This is a genomic window from Pseudomonas guangdongensis (assembly GCF_900105885.1).
GTDB lineage: Bacteria > Pseudomonadota > Gammaproteobacteria > Pseudomonadales > Pseudomonadaceae > Geopseudomonas > Geopseudomonas guangdongensis.
In genome coordinates this window covers 1,109,652-1,131,250 of sequence record NZ_LT629780.1, presented here as the reverse complement: position 1 = coordinate 1,131,250, position 21,599 = coordinate 1,109,652, and the positions used below count along the sequence as shown (strand labels likewise).

The 21,599-nt window shown below is 65.5% G+C and carries 21 protein-coding genes; 19 read left to right on the top strand and 2 right to left on the bottom strand.

The genetic code is table 11. The features are described 5' to 3' along the window. Positions 1-25: 25 nt before the first annotated feature. Complete coding sequence (gene dnaN / locus BLU22_RS05405; protein ID WP_090212719.1) at positions 26-1,129, bottom strand: DNA polymerase III subunit beta; 1,104 nt, start codon at positions 1,127-1,129, stop codon at positions 26-28. 31 nt (positions 1,130-1,160) lie between these two features. Then, the gene (gene dnaA, locus BLU22_RS05400) at positions 1,161-2,570 is read right to left on the bottom strand and encodes a chromosomal replication initiator protein DnaA (protein WP_090212717.1); all 1,410 of its coding nucleotides are present in this window, start codon (positions 2,568-2,570) and stop codon (positions 1,161-1,163) included. Positions 2,571-3,179: 609 nt separating this feature from the next. Between dnaA and rpmH the strand changes: the two genes are divergently transcribed. The 19 genes from rpmH (at position 3,180) to BLU22_RS05305 (ending at position 21,596) form a co-directional block, all read left to right on the top strand. Further along, positions 3,180-3,317, top strand: a complete 138-nt coding sequence (gene rpmH / locus BLU22_RS05395) for a 50S ribosomal protein L34 (RefSeq protein WP_090212716.1) — start codon at positions 3,180-3,182, stop codon at positions 3,315-3,317. A gap of 13 nt (positions 3,318-3,330) precedes the next feature. Further along, a complete protein-coding gene (gene rnpA, locus BLU22_RS05390) occupies positions 3,331-3,735 on the top strand; it encodes a ribonuclease P protein component (RefSeq protein ID WP_090212714.1) in 405 nt (134 codons plus the stop codon). 242 nt (positions 3,736-3,977) lie between these two features. Then, positions 3,978-5,630, top strand: a complete 1,653-nt coding sequence (gene yidC, locus BLU22_RS05385; protein ID WP_090212712.1) for a membrane protein insertase YidC — start codon at positions 3,978-3,980, stop codon at positions 5,628-5,630. A gap of 78 nt (positions 5,631-5,708) precedes the next feature. Further along, on the top strand, positions 5,709-7,076 hold the full coding sequence (gene mnmE / locus BLU22_RS05380; RefSeq protein WP_090212711.1) for a tRNA uridine-5-carboxymethylaminomethyl(34) synthesis GTPase MnmE: 1,368 nt from the start codon (positions 5,709-5,711) through the stop codon (positions 7,074-7,076). Positions 7,077-7,623: 547 nt separating this feature from the next. After that, the gene (gene mnmG / locus BLU22_RS05375) at positions 7,624-9,516 is read left to right on the top strand and encodes a tRNA uridine-5-carboxymethylaminomethyl(34) synthesis enzyme MnmG (protein ID WP_090212709.1); all 1,893 of its coding nucleotides are present in this window, start codon (positions 7,624-7,626) and stop codon (positions 9,514-9,516) included. Next, complete coding sequence (rsmG, locus tag BLU22_RS05370) at positions 9,516-10,163, top strand: 16S rRNA (guanine(527)-N(7))-methyltransferase RsmG (RefSeq protein WP_090212708.1); 648 nt, start codon at positions 9,516-9,518, stop codon at positions 10,161-10,163. Before mnmG ends, rsmG begins: the two co-directional genes overlap by 1 nt. Positions 10,164-10,178: 15 nt before the next feature. Then, positions 10,179-10,967, top strand: coding sequence for a ParA family protein (locus BLU22_RS05365; RefSeq protein ID WP_090212706.1), 789 nt, complete (start codon positions 10,179-10,181; stop codon positions 10,965-10,967). A 10-nt stretch (positions 10,968-10,977) separates the two neighbouring features. After that, the gene (locus tag BLU22_RS05360) at positions 10,978-11,847 is read left to right on the top strand and encodes a ParB/RepB/Spo0J family partition protein (protein ID WP_090212705.1); all 870 of its coding nucleotides are present in this window, start codon (positions 10,978-10,980) and stop codon (positions 11,845-11,847) included. Positions 11,848-11,989: 142 nt separating this feature from the next. Continuing rightward, positions 11,990-12,388: a F0F1 ATP synthase subunit I gene (locus BLU22_RS05355; RefSeq protein WP_090216281.1), complete on the top strand. Its 399-nt coding sequence runs from the start codon at positions 11,990-11,992 to the stop codon at positions 12,386-12,388. Positions 12,389-12,404: 16 nt separating this feature from the next. Beyond that, entirely contained in the window at positions 12,405-13,223 is an 819-nt protein-coding gene (gene atpB / locus BLU22_RS05350) for a F0F1 ATP synthase subunit A (protein ID WP_090212703.1), read from the top strand. Positions 13,224-13,292: 69 nt separating this feature from the next. After that, positions 13,293-13,520, top strand: a complete 228-nt coding sequence (atpE, locus tag BLU22_RS05345; protein ID WP_003241387.1) for a F0F1 ATP synthase subunit C — start codon at positions 13,293-13,295, stop codon at positions 13,518-13,520. A 100-nt stretch (positions 13,521-13,620) separates the two neighbouring features. Continuing rightward, on the top strand, positions 13,621-14,091 hold the full coding sequence (locus BLU22_RS05340) for a F0F1 ATP synthase subunit B (protein WP_090212701.1): 471 nt from the start codon (positions 13,621-13,623) through the stop codon (positions 14,089-14,091). 12 nt (positions 14,092-14,103) lie between these two features. Continuing rightward, the gene (locus tag BLU22_RS05335; RefSeq protein WP_090212700.1) at positions 14,104-14,640 is read left to right on the top strand and encodes a F0F1 ATP synthase subunit delta; all 537 of its coding nucleotides are present in this window, start codon (positions 14,104-14,106) and stop codon (positions 14,638-14,640) included. A 15-nt stretch (positions 14,641-14,655) separates the two neighbouring features. Next, positions 14,656-16,200: a F0F1 ATP synthase subunit alpha gene (gene atpA, locus BLU22_RS05330; RefSeq protein WP_090212698.1), complete on the top strand. Its 1,545-nt coding sequence runs from the start codon at positions 14,656-14,658 to the stop codon at positions 16,198-16,200. Positions 16,201-16,251: 51 nt separating this feature from the next. Next, the gene (atpG, locus tag BLU22_RS05325) at positions 16,252-17,121 is read left to right on the top strand and encodes a F0F1 ATP synthase subunit gamma (protein ID WP_090212696.1); all 870 of its coding nucleotides are present in this window, start codon (positions 16,252-16,254) and stop codon (positions 17,119-17,121) included. Between the two features lie 30 nt (positions 17,122-17,151). Continuing rightward, complete coding sequence (atpD, locus tag BLU22_RS05320; RefSeq protein ID WP_090212694.1) at positions 17,152-18,528, top strand: F0F1 ATP synthase subunit beta; 1,377 nt, start codon at positions 17,152-17,154, stop codon at positions 18,526-18,528. Between the two features lie 76 nt (positions 18,529-18,604). After that, complete coding sequence (locus tag BLU22_RS05315) at positions 18,605-19,039, top strand: F0F1 ATP synthase subunit epsilon (protein ID WP_090212693.1); 435 nt, start codon at positions 18,605-18,607, stop codon at positions 19,037-19,039. Between the two features lie 159 nt (positions 19,040-19,198). After that, positions 19,199-20,566, top strand: a complete 1,368-nt coding sequence (glmU, locus tag BLU22_RS05310; RefSeq protein WP_090212691.1) for a bifunctional UDP-N-acetylglucosamine diphosphorylase/glucosamine-1-phosphate N-acetyltransferase GlmU — start codon at positions 19,199-19,201, stop codon at positions 20,564-20,566. 256 nt (positions 20,567-20,822) lie between these two features. Next, entirely contained in the window at positions 20,823-21,596 is a 774-nt protein-coding gene (locus BLU22_RS05305; protein ID WP_090212689.1) for a DeoR/GlpR family DNA-binding transcription regulator, read from the top strand. Positions 21,597-21,599 lie beyond the last annotated feature (3 nt).

Sequence of the window (21,599 nt, the reverse complement as noted above, 5' to 3'; positions counted from 1 at the left end):
GTCTGCGCCGCCATTTCGCGAGGACTCAGAGACGCATCGGCATCACGACATAGGTGGAATCGTCGTTGCCGGCCTCCTGCAGCAGGGCGCTGCTGTTGGCGTCGGCCAGGGTGATGCGCACCTGGTCGGTGGTCATCACGCCGAGCACGTCGAGCAGGTAGCTGACGTTGAAGCCGACCTCCAGCGCGTCGCCGAAGTAGTCGACCTGCAGCTCCTCCTCGGCCTCCTCCTGCTCGGGGTTGTTGGCCTGGATCTTCAGCAGGCCGCTGGCCAGTTGCAGGCGGATGCCGCGGTACTTCTCGTTGGACAGGATCGCCGTGCGGCTGAACGCCTCGCGCAGCGCCTGGCGGTCGCCGACGACCATCTTGTCGCCATTGCGCGGCAACACGCGCTGATAGTCGGGGAACTTGCCGTCCACCAGTTTGGAAGTGAAGGTGAAGTCGCCGGTGGTGGCGCGGATGTGGTGCAGGCCGAGGACGATGCTCACCGCCTCGTCCGGCTCGGTGAGCAGGCGCTGCAGTTCGAGGATGCCCTTGCGCGGCACGATCACCTGATGCTTGTCGGTGGCGGCGATGCCGGCCTCCAGGGCGCACATCGCCAGGCGGTGGCCGTCGGTGGCCACGGCGCGCAGCTGGCCGGCGCTGACTTCCAGCAGCATGCCGTTGAGGTAGTAGCGCACGTCCTGCTGGGCCATGGCAAAGCTGGTGCGCTCGATCAGCCGGCGCAGCTTGCTCTGCGCCACCACGAAGGTCAGCGAGCCCTGGCTTTCCTCCACCGAGGGGAAGTCGTTGGCCGGCAGGGTGGACAGGCTGAAGCGGCTGCGCCCGGCCTTGATCAGCAGCTTCTGCTCGTCGAGGCGGATGTCGATCAGCGCATCGCCCGGCAGGCTCTTGCAGATGTCCATCAGCTTGCGCGCCGGCACGGTGATCTCGCCGGCCTCGGCCGGCTCGTCCAGCTCGACGCGGCCGACCAGTTCGACTTCGAGGTCGGTGCCGGTCAGCGACAGCTGCTGGCCCTGTACCACCAGCAGCACGTTGGACAGCACCGGCAGGGTCTGCCGGCGTTCGACGACACCGGCAACCAGTTGCAGCGGCTTGAGCAGGGCTTCGCGTTGAATGGTGAAATGCATCTTGAATCCTTGGCCTCGAAAGGCATCCCCGTCAGGTGGTCAGGGTACGCAGCAGGTTCTTGTAGTCTTCGCGAATGTCGGCATCTTGCTCGCGAAGTTCGCCGATCTTGCGGCAGGCATGCAGCACGGTGGTGTGATCGCGGCCGCCGAAGGCGTCGCCGATCTCCGGCAGGCTGTGGTTGGTCAGTTCCTTGGACAGGGCCATGGCTACCTGCCGCGGACGCGCCACCGAGCGCGAGCGACGTTTGGACAGCAGATCGGAAATCTTGATCTTGTAGTACTCGGCCACGGTGCGCTGGATGTTGTCGACGCTGACCAGCTTGTCCTGCAGGGCGAGCAGGTCCTTGAGCGACTCGCGCACCAGTTCGATGCTGATCTCGCTGCCGGTGAAGTGGGCGTGAGCGATCACCCGCTTCAGCGAGCCTTCCAGTTCGCGCACGTTGGAGCGGATCCGCTGGGCGATGAAGAACGCCGCGTCGTGGGGCAGGTCGACCTTGGCCTGCTCGGCCTTCTTGATAAGGATCGCCACCCGGGTTTCCAGCTCCGGCGGCTCCACCGCCACGGTCAGGCCCCAGCCGAAGCGCGATTTCAGGCGCTCTTCCAGCCCTTCGATCTCCTTGGGGTAGCGGTCGCTGGTGAGGATCACCTGCTGGCCGCCCTCGAGCAGGGCGTTGAAGGTGTGGAAGAACTCCTCCTGGGAGCGCTCCTTGCGGGCGAAGAACTGGATGTCGTCGATCAAGAGGGCGTCCACCGAGCGGTAGAAGCGCTTGAAGTCGTTGATCGCGTTGAGCTGCAGGGCCTTGACCATGTCGGCGACGAAGCGCTCGGAATGCAGGTAGACCACCTTGGCGTTGGGATTCTTCTTCAGCAGGTGGTTGCCCACCGCGTGCATCAGGTGGGTCTTGCCCAGGCCGACGCCGCCATAGAGGAACAGCGGGTTGTAGCCGTGCTTGGGATTGTCGGCCACCTGCCAGGCGGCGGCGCGCGCCAGCTGGTTGGACTTGCCTTCGACGAAGTTCTCGAAGGTGAAGTTGCGGTTCAGGTAGCTGGTGTGCTTCAGGCCGCCCTCGACCTGCACGCTGCGCTCGGTGCGCGGCGCGGCGGCCGGCGGCTCGGCCGGTACCGGTTGCGGCGCGCTGGGAGGCGGTTCGCTGGCCGGTGCGGGGGCCACCGGAGGCGGCACCACGGCCGCCGGGCGCTTGCTGCCGACCAGCAGGTTCAGCGCCGGCATCTGGCCGTTGCCGCGCTCGTTCATCAGTTCGAGCAGACGGTTGATGTAGCGCTCATTGACGAATTCGACGACGAAACGGTTCGGCGCGTAGACGCGCAGCTCGTCGCCGTGCATTTCGGCCTGCAGCGGACGGATCCAGGTGTTGAACAGCTGGGAAGACAGCTCGTCGCGCAGAACTTCCACGCACTGCTGCCACAGTTCCACGGACACTCGGTTTCCCTCGCTTGGAAAGCGTCTTGATAGACAGGGCAAAGGCGGCATTGTAGCGAGCGCCGGCAAAGTTATCCACATGGCGTGATGCACGGCGACCATTCCATGCACTGCGCGTGCTCGCCGCCGATGTGGATAAGCGTGCAGCAAAGCCCAGCTCAGCCCTCTGGATAAGCTGCCGGAAAATCCCCCTGTGGATAACCACGCCTTCCATCCCCAGCTTGTGCGCCGCTGCCGCACAGCCGCAGCACTTCTTCTCGACAGCCTTTGACGTTCCGCCAAGTCCTGTCAGACAAGGGCCGGGAGCACTTATCCACAGAAAATGTCCTGCACATCTACCATAACCATCACTAGCTCTTTAAAAACGTATTGTCTGTTTTGGTTGTAGACAGTGGACAACCCGGCGCGGCTGCGCACGCGGCTTGCCAGGCAGCGCGCTGGCAGGAGAAGATCGCCGCCGCACAGCAGCGAGCAGACAAGGCGCAGCTGTGGATGAATGCAGCGGACCGCTGGTTGGAAATTGACCTGTGGCGGCGCTTTCTCTAGAATCCGCGATCTCTTTAACAGGGGAGCCCCTCTCGGGCTGCCGTGATCACTAGGTAACTGACAATGAAACGCACCTTTCAGCCCAGCAATCTGAAGCGCGCCCGCAACCACGGTTTCCGTGCGCGCATGGCAACCAAGAACGGCCGTGCAGTCCTGTCGCGTCGTCGCGCCAAGGGCCGCAAGCGTCTGACCACCGTCTGATTGCCCGGAACGGGTGGTGAGTCGGAGTTTCGGCCGGGACAAGCGACTGCTGACGTCCCGACACTTTTCGGCAGTCTTCGACTCCCCCATCGGCAAGGCTCCCGGCAGGTCAGTACTGCTCCTGGCCCGTGACAACGGACTCGATCATCCGCGCCTCGGCCTGGTGATCGGCAAGAAGAGCGTCAAGCTTGCCGTCGAGCGCAATCGCCTGAAGCGCATCATCCGCGATTCCTTCCGCCTGCATCAGCAGATGCTCGCCGGTCTGGATATCGTGGTGGTGGCGCGCAAGGGTCTCGGCGATCTGGACAATCCCGAGCTGCACCAGCAGTTCGTCAAGCTCTGGAAACGCCTGGCACGCAACCGGCCTCGCGCCGAAGCTGCTGCCGAATCGCCGGCCCCCCCGGTTTCCGATGCGTAATCCGGCGTCCGCTCCGATCACGCTTCATCGCTGCACCGTCAGCTCCCTGACGGTGGGCCGCCGTCGCCTCCATCCCAGCCATCGCTCCCGTCTCGCCCCGGCCATCGCGCTGTGCGGCTCGCTGCGGGCAGGCTGGCCGACTTCGCGACGACCGCAGCACAGTGTCATCCGGCATGCCGGCCGCCACTCCGCGCTGCCGCCCTCCCGCACGTCCCGACCCTCTTCGATGGCCGCATAAAATCATGGACATTCAACGCTCGATACTGATCGTCGCTCTGGCAATCGTGTCTTACCTGATGGTTCTGCAGTGGAACCAGGACTACGGACAACCGCAGATGCCGTCGCCGGCAGCCGCTGCCACGCCGGCACTGCCTGTGGACAAGCCGGCGACCGACACTGCCGATATCCCCAGCGCCAACCCGCAGAGCAATGCCCCAGCCAGCGTCGCGGCGGCGCCGAGCCAGGCGCTGATCCAGGTCGAAACCGATGTGCTCAAGCTGGCCATCGACCCGCTGGGCGGCGACGTGGTGCAGCTGGCGCTGCCGGAATACCCGCGCAGCCTGCAGAACCGCGACGTGCCCTTCGCCCTGTTCGACAACGGCAACGAGCGTACCTATGTGGCGCAGAGCGGCCTGGTCGGCGACGGCCCGGATGCCCGCACCAGCGGCCGTCCGCTGTACAGCGTGGAGCAGCGCCAGTACCGCCTGGCCGACGGCCAGCAGCAGCTGGTGGTCGATCTGACCTTCAGCGAAGCCGGCGTCGACTACCTCAAGCGTTTCACCTTCACGCGCGGCAGCTACGACTTCGCGGTCAGCCACCGCATCGTCAACCAGGGCGACAAGCCGTGGAGCGGCAACCTGTTCGCCCAGCTCAAGCGCGATGCCAGCGGCGATCCGTCGCAGACCAGCGCCACCGGCATGGCCACCTACCTGGGCGCGGCGCTGTGGACGGCGGAGGAGCCGTACAAGAAGGTCGCCATGAAGGACATGGACGACAAGAACCTGCGCGAAACCGTACAGGGCGGCTGGGTCGCCTGGCTGCAGCACTATTTCGTCACCGCCTGGGTACCGGCCAAGGACGACACCAACCAGGTCACCACCCGCAAGGACAGCCAGGGCAACTACATCATCGGTTTCGTCGGCCCGCAGCTGAACGTGCCGGTCGGCGCCAGCGCCGAAACCAGCGCCACCCTGTACGCCGGTCCGAAACTCCAGGACAAGCTCAAGGAGCTGTCGCCGGGTCTGGAGCTGACCGTCGACTACGGCTTCCTGTGGTTCATCGCCCAGCCGATCTTCTGGCTGCTGCAGGTTATCCACAGCATCGTCGGTAACTGGGGCTGGTCGATCATCTTCCTCACCGTGATCATCAAGCTGGCGTTCTTCCCGCTGTCGGCGGCCAGCTACAAGTCCATGGCGCGCATGCGCGCGGTGGCGCCCAAGCTGCAGTCGCTCAAGGAGCAGTTCGGCGACGACCGCCAGAAGATGTCCCAGGCGATGATGGAGCTGTACAAGAAGGAGAAGATCAACCCGCTGGGCGGCTGCCTGCCGATCCTGGTGCAGATGCCGGTGTTCCTCGCCCTGTACTGGACCCTGCTGGAAAGCGTGGAGATCCGTCAGGCGCCGTGGCTGGGCTGGATCGTCGACCTGTCGATCAAGGATCCGTACTTCATCCTGCCGATCATCATGGGCGCGACCATGTTCTTCCAGCAGACCCTCAACCCGACACCGCCGGACCCGATGCAGGCGCGCATCCTCAAGCTGATGCCGATCGTCTTCACCTTCTTCTTCCTGTGGTTCCCGGCCGGTCTGGTGCTGTACTGGGTGGTCAACAACGTCCTGTCGATTGCCCAGCAGTGGTACATTACCCGGCAGATCGAGCGGGCCGCCAAGGCCTGAGTCGCTCGCCCAGCCCGATACACCCAACGCAGACGCCCCCTCGTGGGGCGTCTTGCTGTTCGCCCTCCGGAGGTCGCCATGCAACCCGTCCGTGACACCATCGCCGCCGTCGCCACCGCCCAGGGGCGCGGCGGCGTGGGCATCGTCCGCGTTTCCGGCCCGCGCGCACGCGCCATCGCCATCACCCTCAGCGGCCGCGAACCCGAACCGCGGCATGCCTACTACTGCGGCTTCCATGCCGACGACGGCGAGGTGATCGACGAGGGCCTGCTGCTGTTCTTCCGCGGGCCGCATTCGTTCACCGGCGAGGACGTGCTGGAACTGCAGGGCCACGGCGGCCCGGTGGTGCTCGACGTGCTGCTGCGCCGCTGCCTGGAGCTGGGCGCACGGCTGGCGCGGCCCGGCGAGTTCAGCGAGCGCGCCTTCCTCAACGACAAGCTCGACCTGGCCCAGGCCGAGGCCATCGCCGACCTGATCGAGGCAAGCAGCGAACAGGCGGCGCGCAACGCCGTGCGTTCGCTGCAGGGCGAGTTCTCGCGCCGCGTGCAGCGTCTGGCCGACCAGCTGATAGAGCTGCGCATGTACGTCGAGGCGGCCATCGACTTTCCCGAGGAGGAGATCGACTTCCTCGCCGACGGCCACGTGCTCGGCCAGCTCGACGGCGTGCGCGCCGCACTCGCGGCGGTGCAGCGCGAGGCGGGGCAGGGCGCGCTGCTGCGCGACGGCATGAACGTGGTGATCGCCGGGCGGCCGAATGCCGGCAAGTCCAGCCTGCTCAACGCCCTGGCCGGGCGCGAGGCGGCGATCGTCACCGACATCGCCGGCACCACCCGCGACCTGCTGCGCGAACATATCCACATCGACGGCATGCCGCTGCACGTGGTCGACACCGCCGGCCTGCGCGCCACCGCCGACGAGGTCGAGCAGATCGGCGTCGAGCGTGCGCTCAAGGCCATCGGCGAAGCCGACCGGGTGCTGCTGGTGGTCGACGCCAGCGCTGCGGAGGCGGCCGATCCCTTCGCCCTGTGGCCGGAATTCCTCGACCAACGTCCCGACCCGGCCAGGGTCACCCTGATCCGCAACAAGGCCGACCTGTCCGGCGAGGCGGTACGCCTGGACACCTGCGCCGACGGCCATGTCAGCCTCAGCCTGTCGGCGCGTAGCGGCGCCGGCCTCGACCTGCTGCGCGAGCATCTCAAGGCCTGCATGGGCTATCAGCAGACCACCGAAAGCAGCTTCAGCGCACGGCGCCGCCACCTCGATGCCCTGCGCCAGGCCGCTTCCTGCCTGGAGCACGGCCGCCAGCAGCTGACCCTGCTGGGTGCCGGCGAGCTGCTCGCCGAGGATCTGCGCCAGGCCCATCAGGCGCTCGGCGAGATCACCGGCGCCTTCACCCCCGACGACCTGCTCGGGCGGATCTTCTCCAGCTTCTGCATCGGCAAATAGCCCCGTAGCCCTCCCGCCGCCTGTCGACGTCCCGTCGGCAGGCGCTGCCGCGCCCGTTTTCCATTCCTATCCCTATCTCTTCGCGGGGTCGCCGGTGCGACTTCGCCCCCTGCTGCCTGTCCGTCCGGACTTGTCCACAGGGGCAGTGCACGCCGCCAAGCCCTGTGGACAAGCGCACTTCAGCTCCGTAGACAAGACCACCGGCCTCCTGTGAATAACCCGCCCTGTGGATAAACTGGCCATCCACACACAGCCTCAGGCGTCTTGTCCCAAGCCCTCAGAGGCACTTGCGGACAGTCTTATTCATTACTCAAGCCATTGATTTAAAAGGAATTTAAAGAGTTACCCACAGAATCTATGCACACCTATAACAAACACAAGAACTGGCTTTTTAAAAACTCATCCTTTCTATTTTTCTGTTGGTCAGCATGCGGAATGCTGCCCGCCCGGCTGGCTACTTTTTGTCCACAGCGCTTCATTCACCCCGGAGAAGCCTCTATACTGCGCGGCTTCCCGAATTCCCTTTCCGAACAGGCACGAGGTGCGTGTGGATTTCCCTTCCCGTTTCGATGTGATCGTCATCGGTGGCGGCCATGCCGGTACCGAGGCGGCACTGGCCGCAGCACGCATGGGGGTGAAGACCCTGCTGCTTACCCACAACGTGGAAACCCTCGGTCACATGAGCTGCAATCCGGCCATCGGCGGGATCGGCAAGAGCCATCTGGTCAAGGAAATCGACGCACTCGGCGGCGCCATGGCCGATGCCACCGACGTGGCCGGCATCCAGTTCCGCATCCTCAACGCCCGCAAGGGGCCGGCGGTGCGCGCCACCCGTGCCCAGGCCGACCGCGCGCTGTACAAGGCGGAGGTGCGGCGCATCCTGGAAAACCAGCCCAACCTGTGGATATTCCAGCAGTCCGCCGACGACCTGATCGTCGAGGGCGAGCAGGTCCGCGGGGTGGTCACCCAGATGGGCCTGAAATTCCACGCCGATAACGTGGTCCTGACCGCCGGCACCTTCCTCGGCGGACTTATCCACATCGGCCTGGAGAACCACTCCGGCGGCCGCGCCGGCGATCCGCCGTCACTGGCGCTGGCACAGCGCCTGCGCGAGCTGCCGCTGCGCGTCGGCCGGCTGAAGACCGGCACGCCGCCGCGCATCGACGGGCGTTCGGTGGATTTCTCGCGGATGAGCGAGCAGCCTGGGGATAACCCGGTGCCGGTGATGTCGTTCCTCGGCTCGCGCGAGCAGCACCCGCCGCAGGTCAGTTGCTGGATCACCCACACCAACGCGCGCACCCACGAGATCATCGCCGCCAACCTCGACCGCTCGCCGATGTACTCGGGGATCATCGAGGGCATCGGGCCGCGCTACTGCCCGTCGATCGAGGACAAGATCCACCGCTTCGCCGACAAGGACAGCCACCAGGTGTTCATCGAGCCGGAGGGCCTGAGCACCCACGAGCTGTACCCCAACGGCATCTCCACCTCGCTGCCGTTCGATGTGCAGCTGCAGATCGTCCGCTCGATCCGCGGCCTGGAGAACGCGCACATCGTGCGGCCCGGCTACGCCATCGAGTACGACTTCTTCGATCCGCGCGACCTCAAGTACTCGCTGGAGACCAAGGTAATCGGCGGGCTGTTCTTCGCCGGGCAGATCAACGGCACCACCGGCTACGAGGAAGCCGGCGCCCAGGGCCTGCTCGCCGGCGCCAACGCCGCGCTGCGCGCCCAGGGCCGCGAGGCCTGGTGCCCGCGCCGCGACGAGGCGTACATCGGCGTGCTGGTCGACGACCTGATCACCCTCGGCACCCAGGAGCCGTACCGCATGTTCACCTCGCGTGCCGAGTACCGGCTGATCCTGCGCGAGGACAACGCCGACCTGCGCCTGACCGGGAAGGGCCGCGAGCTGGGTCTGGTCGACGACCGCCGCTGGGCAGCGTTCTGCGCCAAGCGCGAAGGCATCGAGCGCGAGGAGCAGCGTCTGAAGAGCACCTGGGTGCGCCCGGGCACCGCCCAGGGCGAGGCCATCGTTGCGCGCTTCGGCACCCCGCTGACCCACGAGTACAACCTGCACAACCTGCTGGCGCGTCCGGAGATCGACTACGCCGGGCTGACCGAGATCACCGGCGCGGCTGTGGATAACCCCCAGGTCGCCGAGCAGGTGGAGATCCGCATCAAGTACGCCGGTTACATCGACCGCCAGCAGGACGAGATCGAGCGCCTGCGCGCCAGCGAAGACACCGCGCTGCCCGAGGATCTCGACTACACCGCGATCGGCGGGCTGTCCAAGGAGATCCAGGGCAAGCTGTCCAGCGCCCGTCCGCAGACCCTCGGCCAGGCCTCGCGGATTCCCGGGGTCACCCCGGCAGCGGTGTCGCTGCTGCTGATTCACCTGAAGAAACGCGGCGCCGGCCGCCAGCTGGAGCAGAATTCCTGATGTCCCTGGTCACTGCGGCGCACGCCGCCGAACTGGCGCACGGCGCCGCACAGCTGGGCGTGGCCCTCGACGCCGGCCAGCGGGAGCGCCTGCTCGCCTATCTGGGCCTGCTGATCAAGTGGAACCAGGCCTACAACCTCACCGCGGTGCGCAACCCGGACGAGATGGTGTCGCGCCACCTGCTCGACAGCCTGAGCATCCTGCCGTTCGTTCGCGAGGGCGGCGATGACTGGCTGGACGTCGGCAGCGGCGGCGGCATGCCGGGCATCCCGCTGGCCATCCTGTTCCCCGAGCGGCGCTTCACCACCCTGGACTCCAACGGCAAGAAAAGCCGCTTCCAGACCCAGGTGAAGCTCGAGCTCAAGCTGGCCAACCTCGACGTTGTCCACAGCCGCGTGGAGGAATTCCAGCCGGCGCAGCCGTTCGCTGGCATCGTCTCGCGGGCGTTCAGCGCGCTGGCCGACTTTGCCGACTGGACCCGCCATCTGGGCGACGCCGAGACCCGCTGGCTGGCGATGAAGGGCCAGTACCCGCGCGAGGAACTGGCCGCGCTGCCGGCGGACTTCCGCGTCGAGGCCGAACACGCGCTGGAGGTTCCCGGTTGCCAGGGCCAGCGTCATCTGCTGATACTGCGCCGCACCGTTTGAGGGAGACTGCCAGCCATGGCCAAAGTATTCGCGATCGCCAACCAGAAGGGCGGGGTGGGCAAGACCACCAGCTGCGTCAACCTGGCCGCCTCGCTGGTCGCCAGCCAGCAGCGCGTGCTGCTGATCGACCTCGATCCGCAGGGCAACGCCACCACCGGCAGCGGCGTCGACAAGCTGGCCCTCGAACAGTCGGTCTACGACGTGCTGGTCGGCCACTGCGAGCCGGCCCAGGCGATGCAGCGCTCCGAGCACGGCGGCTACGACCTGCTGCCGGCCAACCGCGACCTCACCGCCGCCGAGGTCACCCTGCTCGACCTGCCCAACAAAGAACAGCGCCTGCGCCAGGCGCTGGCGCCGATCCGCGGCGACTACGAGTTCATCCTCATCGACTGCCCGCCGGCACTGTCGATGCTGACCATCAACGCGCTGGTCGCCGCCGACGGGGTGATCATCCCCATGCAGTGCGAGTACTACGCGCTGGAAGGGCTCTCCGACCTGGTCAACAGCATTCAGCGCATCGGCGGCCTGCTCAACCCGCAGCTGAAGATCGAGGGCATCCTGCGCACCATGTACGACGGGCGCATCGGCCTGACCAACGAGGTCACCGCGCAGCTGCGCGAGCACTTCGGCGAGGCCCTCTACGACACCACCATCCCGCGCAACGTGCGTCTGGCCGAGGCGCCCAGCCACGGCATGCCGGTGCTGGTCTACGACAAGTCGTCCCGCGGCGCCAAGGCCTACCAGGCGCTGGCCGGCGAAGTCCTCGCGCGGCAGCGCGAGCGGACCCGACGCACCCCCGCCTGAGGAGTAGCACATGGCTGTGAAGAAGCGCGGTCTCGGCCGCGGACTGGATGCCCTGCTCGGCGGCACCAGCGTCAAGGCCCTGCAAGACCAGGCCGTCAGGGCCGCCGGGCAGGAGCTGCACAACCTGCCGCTGGAGGCCCTGCAGCGCGGCAAATACCAGCCGCGCCGCGACATGGATCCCCAGGCCCTCGACGAGCTGGCCCAGTCGATCCGCAGCCAGGGGCTGATGCAGCCGGTGGTGGTGCGTCCGCTCGAGGGCGAACGCTACGAGATCATCGCCGGCGAACGGCGCTGGCGCGCCTGTCAGCTGGCGGGGCTGGAGCGCATCCCGGCGCTGGTCCGCGAGGTCAGCGACGAGGCGGCGATCGCCATGGCGCTGATCGAGAACATCCAGCGCGAGAACCTCAATCCGGTCGAGGAGGCGATGGCCCTGCAGCGTCTGCAGCAGGAGTTCCACCTCACCCAGCAGCAGGTCGCCGACGCGGTGGGCAAATCCCGTGTGACCGTGGCCAACCTGCTGCGTCTCATTGCTCTGCCCGAAGAAGTGAAGACCCTGCTGGCGCGCGGCGATCTGGAAATGGGCCATGCCCGCGCGCTGCTCGGTCTGCCGGGCGAGCGCCAGGTCGAGGGCGCGCGACAGGTTGTCGCACGCGGGCTGACCGTGCGCCAGACCGAAGCCCTGGTGCGCCAGTGGCTCAGCGGCAAGGTCGAGAGCGAGGCGGTCAAGACCGATCCGGACATCCTGCGCCTCGAACAGCGGCTGGCCGAGCGGCTTGGCGCCGCGGTGGAGATCCGCCACGGTCAGCAAGGCAAGGGCCAGCTGGTGATCCGCTACGGCTCACTTGACGAGTTGCAGGGTGTGCTGGCGCACATCCGCTGAAAGGCGTGGATGTGTAGCGAATGGTCTTAATTCACTACCCGGCAGTTGAACCGGGCCACTCAGCCCCATATACTCCCGGCGCTATTTTGTCGGCACAAGGCTTGCAGTGCGGGCCGTTCAGCAACAGCAGCGGGGCGACGCGGTGAACATTCGCAACAAGACCCCCCTGCACCGTCTGGCGGTGTTCCCGTTGCTCCTGCTGCAGCTGGGCATGAGTGTGCTGGCCGGTCTGGCCGGCTGGGTCTGGCAAGGCCCCGTCGCCGGATACTCGGCACTGCTCGGCGGCATGATTGCATTACTGCCGAACCTGTACTTCGCGTACAAGGCGTTCCGCTACTTCGGAGCGCGTTCGGTCAAGGCCATCGTCCAGTCCTTCTGGTCGGGCGAGATGGGCAAACTGTTTCTGACGGCAGCGTTGTTTGCGCTGGTGTTTGCAGGAGTGGAGCGGTTGCATGTGGCGGCACTGTTTGCCGGCTATGCGCTGGTGCTGGGCACCGCCGCCAGTTCGCTCCTGCTGGTGAAAGGCTTTCCGAAGCATTGAGCATTGAGGCGTCTTTATGGCTAACACACCGGCTGAATACATTCAGCACCACCTGCAGAACCTGGTCTTTGGCTCCCACCCGGAAAAGGGTTGGGTCATCGCCCAGACCCCGGACGAAGTGAAACAGATGGGCTTCTGGGCGATCCATGTGGATACCCTGGGCTGGTCCGTGCTGATGGGCCTGGTCTTCCTGTTCCTGTTCAGCCGCGTTGCCAAGCGAGCCAATGCCGGCGCCCCCTCGGGCCTGCAGAATCTCGTGGAAATGTGCATCGAGTTCGTCGAGGGCGTGGTCAAGGACACCTTCCACGGCCGCAATCCGGTGATCGCTCCGCTGGCGCTGACCATCTTCGTCTGGGTGTTCCTGATGAACAGCCTGAAGTGGATTCCGGTGGACTACATCCCGGGTCTGGCCAGCCTGCTCGGCGTGCCCTACTTCAAGATCGTGCCGACCGCCGATCCCAACGGCACCTTCGGCCTGTCCCTCGGCGTGTTCATCCTGATCCTGTTCTACAGCGTCAAGGTCAAGGGTTTCGGCGGCTTCACCAAGGAGCTGGCGTTCACCCCGTTCAACCACTGGTCGCTGGTTCCGTTCAACCTGTTCCTCGAGATCCTCGGCCTGCTGACCAAGCCGCTGAGTCTCGCCCTGCGTCTGTTCGGCAACATGTATGCCGGTGAGGTTGTGTTCATTCTCATCGCGCTGCTGCCGTTCTGGGCACAGTGGGCTCTGAATGTGCCTTGGGCGATCTTCCATATCCTGGTGATCCCGCTGCAGGCCTTCATCTTCATGGTGCTGACAGTGGTGTACCTGAGCGCTGCACATGAAGACCACCACTGATTGAGTGGAACCCGAACCCTTACCCCCTAACCACGAAACCTTAAACCCTTAAAAACCTCAGGAGCTGTTATGGAACTCGTCTACATCGCTGCCGCCATCATGATCGGTCTGGGTGCTCTGGGCACCGGCATCGGCTTCGCCCTGCTGGGCGGCAAGCTGCTGGAATCCACCGCTCGCCAGCCGGAACTCGGCCCGCAGCTGCAAACCAAGACCTTCCTGATGGCCGGTCTGCTCGACGCCGTTCCGATGATCGGCGTTGGTATCGCGATGTACCTCATCTTCGTTGTTGCCGGCTAATAAGCATCCGCGGTTTTTCGGCAGGGTTGTGCCCGCGCGCAACCCTGTCGCCGAGGATTGGATTACCCGGACCCAACGAAATAGCACGAGGTAAATCGCTGTGAACATTAACTTGACGCTGTTCGGTCAAACGATTGCCTTCGCTATTTTCGTCTGGTTCACCATGAAGTTTGTGTGGCCGCCAATCACCGCAGCCATGCAAGCCCGCCAGAAGAAAATTGCCGAAGGTCTGGATGCTGCCGGCCGTGCCCAGCGCGACCTGCAACTGGCCCAGGAGAAAGCTGCCCAGATGCTCCGCGAAACCAAGGAGCAGGCTGCCGAGATCCTCGACAAGGCGAACAAGACCGCCAATGCGATCGTCGAGGAAGCCAAGCAGCAGGCACGTAGCGAAGGCGAGCGTCTGCTTGTCAGCGCCAAGGCCGAAATCGAGGTTGAAGTGAATCGCGCCAAGGATCAGCTGCGCGCCCAGGTGGCGGCTCTCGCCGTTGCCGGTGCCGAGAAGATCCTGGAGTCCTCCGTGGACGCCAAGGCACACAACGATCTGGTCGCAAAACTGGCCTCCCAACTCTAAGCGAGGCGAGCGATGGCAACTATCAATACGCTTGCTCGGCCTTATGCGAAAGCCGCCTTCGAGTTCGCTTCCGCAGCCAAACAATCCGATGCATGGTCGAACATGCTGGCACTGGCCGCCGCCTTCGTGGAGTCCCCCGAAGTCACCGCCCAGCTGCGCAATCCGGCATTGACCTGGCAGCGCAAGGCCGAATTCCTGGCCGAGCTGTGCGCCGAGCGCATCGACGAGTCGTTCCGCAACTTCGTGGTGGCCCTGGGCGAGAACGATCGCCTGGAACTGCTGCCGACCGTTCGCGACCAGTTCGAGGCGCTCAAGGCCGAGGCCGAGCGCTCGATCGAGGTCGAGGTCGAGACGGCTCACGAACTGAGCGCAGAACAACTCCAGACTCTGGCTGCCGCCTTGTCGAAGCGGCTCGATCGAACTGTCCAGCCCACCCCGGTCGTCAACTCCGCCCTCATCGGCGGCTTGATCATTCGTGCGGGTGACCTGGTTATCGACGGTTCGGTCCGCGGCAAACTGAACCAGTTGGCCGAAGCGTTGAAATCCTGATTTGAGGGGCATGGCATGCAGCAACTGAATCCTTCCGAAATTAGCGAAATCATCAAGCAGCGTATCGCCAAGCTTGATGTATCCGCGCAGGCCCGTAACGAAGGCACCGTCGTCAGCGTCTCCGACGGCATCGTGCGCATCTTCGGCCTGGCCGACGTGATGTACGGCGAGATGATCGAGTTCCCCGGCGGCATCTACGGCATGGCGCTGAACCTGGAGCAAGACTCCGTCGGCGCCGTGGTCCTGGGCAGCTACCAGGGCCTGACCGAGGGCATGAGCGCCAAGTGCACCGGCCGCATCCTCGAAGTTCCGGTCGGTCCGGAACTGCTGGGTCGCGTGGTCGATGCCCTGGGCAACCCGATCGACGGCAAAGGCCCGATCAACGCCAAGGCAACCGACGCGGTCGAGAAAGTCGCGCCGGGCGTGATCTGGCGTAAGTCGGTCGACCAGCCGGTACAGACCGGCTACAAGTCGGTCGACGCGATGATCCCGGTCGGCCGTGGTCAGCGCGAGCTGATCATCGGCGACCGCCAGATCGGCAAGACCGCGATGGCCATCGACGCCATCATCAACCAGAAGAACAGCGGCATCCGCTGCGTGTACGTGGCCGTCGGTCAGAAGCAGTCGACCATCGCCAACGTGGTGCGCAAGCTGGAAGAGCACGGCGCCATGGCCAACACCATCGTGGTGGCAGCCTCGGCGTCCGAATCGGCGGCCCTGCAGTTCCTCGCGCCGTACGCCGGTTGCACCATGGGCGAATACTTCCGCGACCGCGGTGAAGATGCCCTGATCGTGTACGACGACCTGTCCAAGCAGGCCGTGGCCTACCGCCAGATCTCCCTGCTGCTGCGCCGTCCGCCGGGCCGCGAAGCCTACCCGGGCGACGTGTTCTATCTCCACAGCCGTCTGCTGGAGCGCGCTTCCCGCGTTTCCGAGGAGTACGTGGAGCAGTTCACCAAGGGCGAAGTGAAGGGCAAAACCGGTTCGCTGACCGCGCTGCCGATCATCGAAACCCAGGCCGGCGACGTGTCCGCGTTCGTTCCGACCAACGTGATCTCGATCACCGACGGGCAGATCTTCCTGGAATCGGCGATGTTCAACGCCGGTATCCGTCCGGCGGTCAACGCCGGTATCTCGGTTTCCCGCGTCGGTGGCGCGGCCCAGACCAAGATCATCAAGAAGCTGTCCGGCGGCATCCGTACCGCGCTGGCCCAGTACCGTGAACTGGCGGCCTTCGCCCAGTTCGCCTCGGACCTGGACGAAGCCACCCGCAAGCAGCTCGAGCATGGTCAGCGCGTCACCGAACTGATGAAGCAGAAGCAGTTCGCGCCGATGTCCATCGCCGACATGTCGGTGTCCCTGTACGCCGCCGAGCGTGGCTTCCTGGCCGACGTCGACGTGGCCAAGGTCGGCGCCTTCGAGCAGGCCCTGATCGCCTTCTTCAACCGCGAGTTCGCCGACCTGATGGCGAAGATCAACGTGAAGGGCGACTTCAACGACGAGATCGACGCAGGCCTCAAGGCCGGCATCGAGAAGTTCAAGGCCACTCAGAGCTGGTAAGCCGCAGCGGGAGCCGCAAGGCTCCCGCCTGCTAACCCAGAAAGGTGTCAAATGGCAGGCGCAAAAGAGATTCGCAGCAAGATTGCGAGCATCAAGAGCACGCAGAAGATCACCAGCGCCATGGAGAAAGTGGCGGTCAGCAAGATGCGCAAGGCTCAGCAGCGCATGGCAGCCAGCCGTCCCTACGCCGAGCGCATCCGTCAGGTGATCGGTCATCTGGCCAAGGCGAACCCGGAATACCGCCACGCCTTCATGGTGGAGCGTCCGGTCAAGCGCGTCGGCTACATCCTGGTGTCGAGCGACCGTGGTCTCTGCGGCGGCCTGAACATCAACCTGTTCAAGGCCCTGATCAAAAACATGAAGGAATGGCGCGATGCCGGCGTTGAGGCAGATTTCTGCGTCATCGGCAACAAGGGCGCCAGTTTCTTCCGCAGCTACGGCGGCAACGTGGTGGCTGCAGTCGGTCAGCTTGGCGAAGCGCCGTCGGTCAAAGACCTGATCGGCAGCGTCAAGGTGATGCTGGACAAGTTCAACGACGGCCAGCTGGATCGCCTGTACCTGGTATCCAACAAGTTCGTCAACACCATGGTTCAGAAGCCGGCGGTCGAGCAATTGCTGCCCCTGGCTCCCAGCAGTGACGCCGATGACGGCGCCAAGCAGGGACTGTGGGATTACCTGTACGAGCCCGACGCCCAGCAACTGCTGGATGCCCTGCTGGTTCGCTTTGTCGAATCCCAGGTGTATCAGTCCGTGGTCGAGAACAGCGCCTGCGAGCAGGCGGCGCGGATGATCGCGATGAAGAATGCCACCGACAACGCCGGTCAGCTGATCAAGGATCTGCAGCTGATCTATAACAAGGCGCGTCAGGCTGCGATCACCCAAGAGATCTCGGAAATCGTCGGCGGCGCTGCCGCGGTGTAAGACAGGTTCAAATATTCAGAGGAACCAGACATGAGTAGCGGACGTATCGTTCAAATCATCGGCGCCGTTATCGACGTGGAATTCCCGCGCGATCAGGTGCCGAACGTCTATGACGCGCTGAAGGTCGAAGGCGCGCAAACCACCCTGGAAGTCCAGCAGCAGCTGGGCGACGGCATTGTCCGTACCATCGCCATGGGTTCCACCGAAGGCCTCAAGCGCGGTCTGAACGTGAGCAACACCGGTGCCGGCATTTCCGTGCCGGTCGGCAAGGCCACCCTGGGCCGTATCATGGACGTCCTCGGTAACCCGATCGACGAAGCGGGTCCGATCGGCGAAGAAGAGCGCTGGACCATCCACCGCGCCGCGCCCTCCTACGCCGAGCAGGCCGGCGGCAACGAGCTGCTGGAAACCGGCATCAAGGTGATCGACCTGATCTGCCCGTTCGCCAAGGGCGGCAAGGTCGGTCTGTTCGGTGGTGCCGGCGTCGGCAAGACCGTGAACATGATGGAGCTGATCCGCAACATCGCCATGGAACACAGCGGTTACTCCGTGTTCGCCGGCGTGGGCGAGCGGACTCGTGAAGGTAACGACTTCTATCACGAGATGAAGGACTCCAACGTTCTGGACAAGGTCGCCCTGGTCTACGGCCAGATGAACGAGCCGCCGGGCAACCGTCTGCGCGTGGCCCTGACCGGCCTGACCATGGCCGAGAAGTTCCGCGACGAAGGCCGCGACGTTCTGCTGTTCGTCGACAACATCTACCGCTACACCCTGGCCGGTACCGAAGTGTCTGCGCTGCTGGGCCGTATGCCGTCCGCCGTGGGTTACCAGCCGACCCTGGCCGAGGAGATGGGCGTTCTGCAGGAGCGCATCACCTCCACCAAGAACGGCTCGATCACCTCGGTGCAGGCCGTCTACGTTCCCGCGGACGACCTGACCGACCCGAGCCCGGCGACCACCTTCGCCCACCTCGACGCCACTGTGGTACTGTCCCGCGACATCGCCTCCCTGGGTATCTACCCGGCGGTCGATCCGCTCGACTCCACCTCCCGTCAGCTGGACCCGCTGGTGATCGGCCAGGAGCACTACGACACCGCCCGTGGCGTGCAGTACGTGCTGCAGCGCTACAAGGAGCTGAAGGACATCATCGCGATCCTCGGCATGGACGAACTGTCCGAGCAGGACAAGCTGCTGGTGGCCCGCGCGCGTAAGATCCAGCGCTTCCTGTCCCAGCCGTTCTTCGTCGCCGAAGTCTTCACCGGCTCCCCGGGCAAGTACGTGTCGCTGAAAGAGACCATCCGCGGTTTCGCCGGCATCCTCAATGGCGATTTCGACCACCTGCCCGAGCAGGCGTTCTACATGGTCGGCGGCATCGACGAAGCCATCGAGAAAGCCAAGAAACTGTAACTGGCGCGCCCGCTAGCGGGCGCTCGACCAGGCGGCGGCTACCCCGGTGGCGCCGCCTGCTAACCGAGGCATGAATATGGCTATGACAGTCCACTGCGACATCGTCAGTGCGGAAGAAGAGCTGTTCTCGGGGCTGGTGGAAATGGTCGTCGCCCACGGCAACATGGGCGATATCGGTATTCTGCCGGGCCACGCCCCGCTGCTGACCGATCTCAAGCCCGGTCCGGTGCGGGTGATCAAGCAGAGTGGCGAGCAGGAGGTGTACTACATCTCCGGCGGTTTCATCGAAGTGCAGCCGAACATGGTGAAGGTCCTCGCCGACACCGCGATCCGTGCTGGCGACCTCGACGAGGCGGCCGCTCTCGAAGCCCAGAAGGCTGCCGAGAAGGCGCTCAACGAAAAAGGCGCCGAGTTCGACTACACCACCGCTGCCGCCCGTCTGGCCGAGGCTGCCGCGCAGCTGCGGACCATTCAGGAGCTGCGCAAGAAGTTCGGTGGTTCGGTGCACTGATCCGCCCGCCGGGTCAGTACTCCGCTGCATGGGAAAAGGGAATAGCCTTGGCTATTCCCTTTTTTCATTTTGCGCCTGTCGGCAACCCGCCGGGTCGGGGTGCCGACAGGTCTTCATTCCGCTCCGTCGTCGGCACGGAGCCGCAAGGGAAGTTCTCCGATGAGTCTGGAAATCGTCATTCTCGCCGCCGGCCAGGGCACGCGCATGCGCTCGGCGCTGCCCAAGGTCCTGCATCCGGTGGCCGGCAAGGCCATGCTCGGCCACGTCATCGACACCGCCCGCGCGCTGAATCCGCAGCGCATCCACGTGGTGATCGGCCACGGCGCCGATGCGGTGCGCGAGCGCCTGGCCGCCGCCGACCTGAATTTCGTGCTGCAGGAGCAGCAGCTCGGCACCGGCCACGCCCTGGCCCAGGCCCTGCCGTTCATCCAGGCCGAGCGGGTGTTGGTGCTCTACGGCGATGTGCCGCTGATCGAGGCGCCGACCCTGGAGCGCCTGCTGGCCCAGGCCGCTCCCGAACAGCTGGCGTTGCTCACCGTCGAGCTGGCCGACCCCAGCGGCTACGGGCGCATCGTCCGCGACGCTGCGGGGCGGGTCACCGCCATCGTCGAGCAGAAGGACGCCAGCGCCGAGCAGCGGGCGATCCGCGAGGGCAACACCGGCATCCTCGCCCTGCCCGGCGCGCGCCTGGCCGACTGGCTGGGTCGGCTGTCCAACCGCAACGCCCAGGGCGAGTACTACCTGACCGACGTGATCGCCATGGCGGTGGCCGACGGTCTGACGGTGGCCACCGCGCAGCCGGAGGACGCCATGGAAGTGCAGGGCGCCAACGACCGCCTGCAACTTTCCCAGCTGGAGCGCCACTACCAGCAGCGCGCCGCGCGGCGACTGATGGCCCAGGGGGTGACCCTGCTCGATCCGGCGCGCTTCGATGTGCGCGGCGAGGTGACGGCCGGCCGCGACGTAGTCATCGACGTCAACGTGATCCTCGAAGGCCGCGTGGTCATCGAGGACGGCGTCGAGATCGGCGCCCACTGTGTGATCCGCAACAGCACCCTGCGCCGCGGCGCGGTGGTCAAGGCCCACAGCCACCTGGACGGCGCCGAGCTGGGCGAGGGCGCCGACTGCGGGCCGTTCGCCCGTCTGCGTCCGGGCAGCGTGCTGGGCGCCGGGGCCCACGTCGGCAACTTCGTCGAGCTGAAGAACGCGGTCATGGGGGCGGGCGCCAAGGCCGGCCACCTGGCCTACCTGGGCGACGCCGAGATCGGCGCGGCCAGCAACATCGGCGCCGGCACCATCACCTGCAACTACGACGGCGCCAACAAGCACCGCACGGTGATCGGCGAGGATGCCTTCATCGGCACCAACAATTCGCTGGTGGCGCCGGTCACCATCGGCGCCGGCGCCACCACCGCAGCCGGCTCGGTGATCACCAGCGCGGTGCCGGACAGCGCCCTGGCGGTCGGTCGCGCGCGCCAGCGCAACATCGACGGCTGGCAGCGTCCGCAGAAGTCGCCCAAGAGCTGAGTCGCCGGCGCGGCTGTGGATAACCCGGCCACGCGCAGACAATGCGAGCCCATGCGGCCCTGTGGATAACGGCACGATGCGTTTGTCCACAGGGCCGTGGCGTGTCTGGCGAGCGATGGCTGTGGATAGCTCGGACGGGGGATTTGTCCACAGTCATGCCGTGTGTCGGTCGGCGCCTTTTATCCACAGAGGCTTGACGCCTGCGCCATGCTGGGTTTTGATTCGCCCCCTGAAGCTTTCGAATCGAAACTTGCGCATGTCCAAACGCAACACCCCGCAGCGCCGCCACGCCATCCTCGCCCTGCTCGCCGAGCGCGGCGAGGTGCAGGTGGAGGCGCTGGCCCGGCACTTCGAGACGTCGGAAGTGACCATCCGCAAGGATCTCGCCGCGCTGGAAAGCAACGGCCTGCTGCTGCGCCGCTACGGCGGCGCGGTGCCGGTACCTCAGGAGCTGGTCGCCGAGCCGGGGCCGCCGCTGTCGCCGTGGAAACAGGCCATCGCCCGCGCCGCCGCCGGCTGCCTCCGCGAGCATGCGCGGATCGTCGTCGACAGCGGCAGCACCACCGCGGCGCTGATTCCCGAACTGGACCGCCGCCCCGGCCTGGTGGTGATGACCAACTCGCTGAGCGTGGCCAACGCGCTGCGCGAACTGGAGCAGGAGCCGGTGCTGCTGATGACCGGCGGCACCTGGGACCCGCACTCGGAATCGTTCCAGGGCCAGGTCGCCGAGCAGGTGCTGCGCTCCTACGATTTCGACCAGCTGTTCATCGGCGCCGACGGCCTCGACCTGGCGCGCGGCACCACCACCTTCAACGAGCTGCTCGGCCTGTCCCGGGTGATGGCCGAGGTGGCCCGCGAAGTCATCGTCATGGCCGAGGCCGACAAGGTCGGCCGGCGCATGCCCAACCTGGAGCTGCCGTGGAGCAGCATCCATACCCTGATCACCGACGAGCGCCTCTCAGCCGAGGCGCGCGAACAGATTCTGGCGCGTGGCATCAAGCTGATCTGCGCCGCCGTCGACGCCAGCTAAGGA